Source organism: Sphingobium sp. MK2 (assembly GCF_040170545.1).
Lineage (GTDB): Bacteria > Pseudomonadota > Alphaproteobacteria > Sphingomonadales > Sphingomonadaceae > Sphingobium.
On sequence record NZ_JAZDXA010000013.1, the window covers coordinates 103710 to 109973 of the forward strand.

The following is a 6264-nucleotide window of genomic DNA, read 5'->3' on the forward strand; positions in this document are numbered from 1 at the left end:
TTACCTTACAGGCTTCAGCAGGCTGCCGATCAGCCAGGGCTTTACGCCACCCGTCGGCTTTGCCTTGCCATCCAGCCTTTTGACATGGCGGATGACGATGGGCTTGACGATCATCTGCCCGCGCATCGGCCCAGTCCCACAACAGGTCGGCGCGGCGAGGATTTTCTTCACGACATCCATGCCCGCGACCACATGGCCAAAGGCCGCATAGCCGATATAGCCCGGCTGTGCGTCCATATTCGGCGTGGGGCCGATGGTGATGAAGAAATTGCCCATCGCCGAATTGGGCCGGTCGGGGCGCGCCATGGACAAGGTGGCGTCCAGATGGCGAATGCCCGTTTGGGTCGTCGGTTCATGCACCACAGGCGGCAACGAGCGGCGCGCATCCGTGTCGATGCCGCCCTGAATCAAGCCCATGGTCGGCGCACTTTTGCGCCGCGCCGCGCGGTAAAAGGTGACGCCGTCAAACCGGCCATCATCCACATAGGTCAGGAAATTGGCCGATGTGCGTGGCGCTCGCTTCTGATCCACCGCGACGACGATCGTCCCAACCGTCGTCTCGATCGCGACGCGGGTGTAGCCGGGCGTCGACCGATTGGTTGGCAGCGCGTTCGCCCAGCCAATTGGCAATGTCATAGCCATTACCATCAGGACGAATAGCAGGCGGCGTAAAGCCAAGGGACGGGCAATCATGCCAACCGGCCTAGCTTCCGATCAACCGGCTGGCAACGCTCAGGCCACCTGTGCCTTCAGCAATTTGTCGATGGTCAGCGGATAGTCGCGGATGCGGATGCCTGTCGCATTATAGATGGCGTTCGCCACCGCTGCGCCCGCGCCACAAATGCCCAATTCACCCACGCCCTTGGCCTTCATCGGCGAACTCTTGTCATCCAGTTCTTCGATGAACAGCACGTCCTGTTCGGGGATGTCGGCATGGACCGGCACCAGATATTCGGCCATGTCATGATTGACGAAGAAGCCGAAGCGGGTGTCGACGTCCAGCGCCTCCATCAGTGCCGATCCGGCCCCCATGGTCATCGCGCCGATCACTTGGCTGCGTGCGGATTTGGGGTTGAGAATACGCCCGGCCGCAAAGGCACCACCCATGCGGCGGATGCGCACTTCGGCGGTGTCCATATCGACGCCGACTTCGCAGAAATGCGCGCCGAACGTCGCCTGCGCATAGCGTTTGTCGAGATCGCCGAATTCGATACTGTCCTCGGCCCATACGCCCTCGCGCCCGGCGAGCGCCGCCAGCGTCTGGGATTTGTTCTCGTGACGGATGAGGCCCTCCTCGAACTCTGCCTGATCGACGGAATAGCCCGCCTTTTCAGCCAGTTTCGCGCGCAACGCCATGGCCGCGGCATAGACGCCCGCCGTCGAGCTGTTAGCCCCCCACTGTCCGCCAGACCCAGCCGACACGGGAAAGCGGCTGTCGCCCAACCGGACGGTGACAGCTTCCAATGGCACGCCCATCATCTCGGCCGCCGTCTGGGCAATGATCGTATAGCTGCCGGTGCCGATGTCGGTCATGTCGGTTTCGACAATCACCTGCCCCTTGGCATCGACGCCGATCCGCGCGCCCGATTTGCCTACCAGATTGTTGCGGAAGGCGGAGGCCACGCCCATGCCGACCATCCAGCGTCCATCGCGCACCTGGCCGGGTTTTGCCTGGCGCTTGTTCCAGCCGAAACGCTCGGCCCCGGCGCGCATACACTCCACCAGCTTGCGGCTGGAGAAAGGCCGCTGCGTGCCTGCTTCGGGATCATATTGCACATCGTTGCGGATGCGCAGCTCGACCGGATCGACGCCGCAAGCTTCGGCCAGTTCGTCCATCGCGACTTCCAGCGCGAGCAGGCCGACCGCTTCACCGGGCGCGCGCATCGCATTGCCTTCGGGCAGGTTGAGCGTCGCCAGCCGGTGCGCGGTCATCCGATTGGCACCGCGATAGAGCAGCCGCGTCTGTTGTGCCGCCGTCTCCGGCCCGCCACCGGGCAGGTCGCCCGACCAGACTTCATGGCCGATCGCGTCGATCACGCCATCCTTGTCCGCGCCGATGCGGATGCGCTGGATCGTTGCGGGCCGATGGGTGGTGTTATTGGGGATCTGGTGCCGCGCGAGCGCGACCTTGACCGGCCGTCCGACCTGCCTTGCCCCCAGCGCCGCGAGCAACGCATCGGCGCGCAGGAACAGTTTGGCCCCGAAGCCGCCGCCGATATAGGGCGACACTAGCCGGACATTCGCCTTGGGAATGCCCAATGTCTTGGCGACATCACCCACGGTCCAGGCGATCATCTGGTTGGACGTCCACAGCGTCAGCTTGTCGCCATTCCACGCCGCGGTGGAGGCATGTGGCTCCAGCATCGCGTGGCTATGGTCGGGGGTAGAGTAGTTCTGATCGACCTTGACCGCCGCCTTGGCGAACGCGCCGTCGAAATCGCCGACCGCCGTATCGGGTGACCCGCCAAAGCCGCCTTCGGGCGGTTTGACCGCATTGGGCCGCTCGGCGGCCAGGTCGAACTTCCCACCTTCGCTGGTATAGTCGATCCGCACCAGCTTGGCCGCGTCGCGCGCATTTTCGAAGCTGTCGGCGATGACCAAGGCCACAGCCTGATCATAATGGTCGATCTGCGGCCCGCCCAGCAGGGGTGCGGTATTCATGCTGCCCTTGCCGAGCTTTCCCGCATTGGCGTGTGTGACGATGCCCAGAACGCCAGGCGCAGCCTCGGCCGCGCGCAGGTCCATGGCGGCGATGCGCCCCTTGGCAATGCCCGACCCTACCATCCAGCCATAGGCGGCATTGGGCGCGGCGTCGTGCCGCTCATAGGCATAAGGCGCGGTGCCGGTCACCTTGGCAGCGCCGTCGATCCGGTCATGGGCCTTGCCAACGACCCGGCCCTTGTCGATCGGGTTCAACCCGGCGGGCGTATCGAACTTCATGCCCGTGCCTCCTTCTGCCGATAGAGCGATGTCAGCGTCTGTTCGACCAGCTTTTTCTTGAATTCATTATGATGCGTCGTGCGCGCGCCAGCCAGCGCGGCCTCCGCCACCGCCTTGGCACCCGACCCCGCCGCCGCATCCGCATCAGCCGTGCGCCAGGGCTTTGCACCAATACCGCCAAAGGCAAAGCGCGATGCGTCATTCTTGCCGAACACCGCCGCCACCGACACCAAAGCGAAGGCATAGGAGGAACGGTCGCGCACCTTGCGATAGACATGGGTGCCGCCGATCGGCTTGGGCAGGGTGACCGATGTGATGATCTCTCCGGCTTTCAGCACCGTTTCGACATGGGGTGTATCGCCGGGCAGCAAGTGGAAGTCCGCGATCGGGATCGACCGGGCCGCGCCATCTGCGCCGACCGTATCCACCGTCGCGTCCAGCAGCCGCATCGCCACCGCCATGTCGCTCGGATGTTGAGCGATGCAGGCATCGCTCACCCCAAGGATGGCGAGGTTACGGCTCATGCCCTGCAATGCGCCGCAGCCGCTGCCCGGCTTGCGCTTGTTGCAGGGCATGCGCGTGTCGTAAAAATAGGGGCAGCGCGTGCGCTGCAGAAGGTTGCCCGCAGTCGTCGCCTTGTTGCGCAACTGCCCGGATGCACCCGACAGCAGGGCGCGGCTCAATACGCCATAATCGTGCCGCACAACCTTGTCGGCGGCGAGATCGGTATTGCGCACCAGCGCCCCGATCCGCAGCCCCCCGTCGGCCGTCTTCTCTATCTGATCGAGCTTCAGCGGATTGACGTCGATCAGATGCGTCGGCGTCTCGATCTGCAGCTTCATTAGGTCGAGCAAGTTGGTGCCGCCGGCAATGAAGCGCGCGCCCTGCGTCGAAGCGGCCATTGTCGCCGCCTCCTGCGCGCTGGTCGCGCGGCTATAGGTGAAGGGCTTCATGCCTTGGCTCCCCCGGCCACGTCGTTAATGGCGGCGATGATGTTGGGATAGGCGGCGCAGCGGCAGATATTGCCGCTCATCCGCTCGCGCAGCTCCGCGTCGGTTAGCGCCACCTTGTCCAGATCGTCGGTGACATGGCTGGGGATGCCGGCCTCGATCTCTTCCAGCACGGCGACGGCCGAGCAAATCTGGCCCGGCGTGCAATAGCCGCATTGATAGCCATCATGGGTGATGAAGGCGCGCTGCATCGGGTGCAGCTTGTCGGGTGTGCCCAGCCCCTCGATCGTCGTGATCGCCTCGCCATCATGCATGACAGCGAGCGTCAGGCAGCTATTGATGCGTCGCCCTTCGACGATGACCGTGCAAGCGCCGCACTGGCCATGGTCACACCCTTTCTTGGTGCCAGTGAGGTGCAGATGCTCGCGCAGCGCGTCGAGCAGGCTGGTCCGTGGGTCGAGCTGCAAATGTGTTTCGCGGCCATTGACGGTCAATTCCACCGGGATCATCGGGGTTCCTTCGCGAGAGGAAGCGGCGGCGGGCTGGGCCGCCTGCGCGCTGGAAAGAAATGGCGTAGCCGCTGCAATGGTCGTTCCACCGCGCAACATGCCCCGGCGGGTGATCTGGTCGGACGGCATGGCGGTCCCTTTCTTCTGCTATCGGCTGTCATACGAAGGGCGGCGGCAAATGATCCCTGCCGATGCAGGAAATATGATCAACAAGGTGCGGCAGCGCAAGCGCACCTATTGCCACGGCGGCAGGACCGGGCGCGATAGCCGGACAGCGAGTCGGACAATGGTTTCATATTTTGACGCTGGGGGGCGCGGGGCGGCCGAGGGCGTCGAACGGGGCGAAAGTGGCGCAAAACCAGGCTTTTCCGCACGTTCAGCAAGGAATTTCATATTTGTGCAATTCTCCCCTTGCCGATCCCCAAAAGCGCTGCTAGTTCCCCGCCACCCGCCGAGAGGGAGACATCCTCCGGCCGCCAGAGCGGGCGTAGCTCAGGGGTAGAGCACAACCTTGCCAAGGTTGGGGTCGAGGGTTCGAATCCCTTCGCCCGCTCCAGTTTTTCCAAAAACCACGGAAAACTGCGGACCATCGTCACTCGGACGATCCCGTCCGCATGATGTCTCCACAAAGCGTCTACACAATGATGTAGGCCAAAGGCTCGCAAGCCCGCGTAAATCTTCGAAAAATCTGCGTTCGAGCGTCTACACAAAGCGTCTACACAATCGACCAACTGGGCTGTGTCAGAAGCGCGGCATTTTCCATTACCGACGACGGGTTCCGACCGATCTCCTCACCATCTGGAACGGATGTGAAGTCTGGCGGTCGCTGGATACCGATAGTCTTGCGATAGCGCTTCGGCGCATCCATCGGATTGCAGCTGAGGTCGAGGCAGAGTTTGAGAAGGTGCGAGGTGAAGCCGGGCACCCCGTCGATCGCACCTTGTATATAACCAGAGCTGCTCATGCTCCCGTCCCGGATACATCAGCCATGGTTCCAGCTCATCCGACAGCGTCGAATCTCGCGCCGATCATCAGGACCATCGGAGAGGCCTACGATCTTTACATCGCCGATCCTAAGCATTCGTGGAGCAAGCGCACCGCTATCGCGCATGCCACTACACGCAAATGGGTCGTCGAAGCGTTTGGTGAGCAGACAGCGATGACGGGCATTACCCGCGAAGCGTGCCGCGACTTTGTCGAACTCCTTCGGAATATGCCTGCTCATGCGGACAAACGGTTTCCGAATCTGCCTATCCGGGAAGCAGTCGATGCCGCCAAGATGAAGGGGGAGGTGCGCTTGATCAACGCCGCGAACGTGAACGCCTATATCAACCGCTTCGGGGGCGTAATGAACTGGTCGATGAATGAAGGATATATTGATCGCAATCCATTGAAGGGGCTTAAGCTTACGGACCCCGTGAAGAAACGGGACAAGCGCCGTCCGTTCTCGACCGAGCAGCTTACACGCATCTTTAGCGCCCCCCTTTATACAGGATGCCAAGACGACGAGCGGGGATATGCGTCCATTGGTCACCAGCGCCCCCGTCGCGGGCGCTTCTGGCTACCGCTACTTGCCCTTTTTGGTGGCTTCCGTGCAAATGAATGTGCCCAGCTTGAGGTTCGTGACATTCAGCGCATTGACAATGTTACATGCTTTCGCATTACCGAAGGAGAGAGCGAAGCGGGGGACGAAAAGCGTTTAAAGACGGCCGCAAGCGATCGGATCGTGCCGATTCACAAGGAACTTATTAGTTTCGGATTTCTCGCGTTCGTTGAGTCTCAGCGGGATGTAGAGGGCGGTGACAAACCAGGCCAATGGAACGCCAGCGATTTGCTGAGCGTGGCGGTTTAAAAACCAGCCATTG

Annotated in this window: 5 protein-coding genes, 1 tRNA gene and 1 pseudogene; 3 read left to right on the forward strand and 4 right to left on the reverse strand. The window is 62.2% G+C overall.

Features of this window, described 5'->3' with window-relative positions:
- From V2I08_RS08630 to paoA, 4 genes are all read right to left on the reverse strand, one after another.
- Window positions 1-636, reverse strand: coding sequence for a peptidylprolyl isomerase (locus V2I08_RS08630; protein ID WP_349634721.1), 636 nt, complete (start codon window positions 634-636; stop codon window positions 1-3).
- Between the two features lie 96 nt (window positions 637-732).
- Entirely contained in the window at window positions 733-2940 is a 2208-nt protein-coding gene (paoC, locus tag V2I08_RS08635) for an aldehyde oxidoreductase molybdenum-binding subunit PaoC (RefSeq protein WP_349634722.1), read from the reverse strand.
- Window positions 2937-3893, reverse strand: a complete 957-nt coding sequence (locus tag V2I08_RS08640) for a xanthine dehydrogenase family protein subunit M (protein WP_349634723.1) — start codon at window positions 3891-3893, stop codon at window positions 2937-2939. Before V2I08_RS08640 ends, paoC begins: the two co-directional genes overlap by 4 nt.
- A complete protein-coding gene (gene paoA, locus V2I08_RS08645; protein WP_349634724.1) occupies window positions 3890-4528 on the reverse strand; it encodes an aldehyde dehydrogenase iron-sulfur subunit PaoA in 639 nt (212 codons plus the stop codon). Before paoA ends, V2I08_RS08640 begins: the two co-directional genes overlap by 4 nt.
- Before the next feature lie 352 nt (window positions 4529-4880).
- Between paoA and V2I08_RS08650 the strand changes: the two genes are divergently transcribed.
- From V2I08_RS08650 to V2I08_RS08660, 3 genes and pseudogenes are all read left to right on the forward strand, one after another.
- Window positions 4881-4955: transfer RNA gene (locus V2I08_RS08650), tRNA-Gly, on the forward strand.
- Window positions 4920-5249 (forward strand): annotated as a pseudogene (locus V2I08_RS20600) (DUF6538 domain-containing protein); the annotation flags it as partial. The gene V2I08_RS08650 and the pseudogene V2I08_RS20600, both read left to right, overlap by 36 nt.
- 138 nt (window positions 5250-5387) lie before the next feature.
- Window positions 5388-6251 (forward strand): hypothetical protein, encoded by an 864-nt coding sequence (locus V2I08_RS08660; RefSeq protein WP_349634726.1) that lies wholly within the window; start codon window positions 5388-5390, stop codon window positions 6249-6251.
- The last annotated feature ends 13 nt before the right edge of the window (window positions 6252-6264 follow it).

Excerpts from the sequence above, each read along its gene's own strand:
- V2I08_RS08630 (WP_349634721.1), bottom strand. The coding sequence starts at position 636 with ATGACATTGCCAATTGGCTGGGCGAACGCGCTGCCAACCAATCGGTCG.
- paoC (WP_349634722.1), bottom strand. The coding sequence starts at position 2,940 with ATGAAGTTCGATACGCCCGCCGGGTTGAACCCGATCGACAAGGGCCGG.
- V2I08_RS08640 (WP_349634723.1), bottom strand. The coding sequence starts at position 3,893 with ATGAAGCCCTTCACCTATAGCCGCGCGACCAGCGCGCAGGAGGCGGCG.
- paoA (WP_349634724.1), bottom strand. The coding sequence starts at position 4,528 with ATGCCGTCCGACCAGATCACCCGCCGGGGCATGTTGCGCGGTGGAACG.
- V2I08_RS08660 (WP_349634726.1), top strand. The coding sequence starts at position 5,388 with ATGGTTCCAGCTCATCCGACAGCGTCGAATCTCGCGCCGATCATCAGG.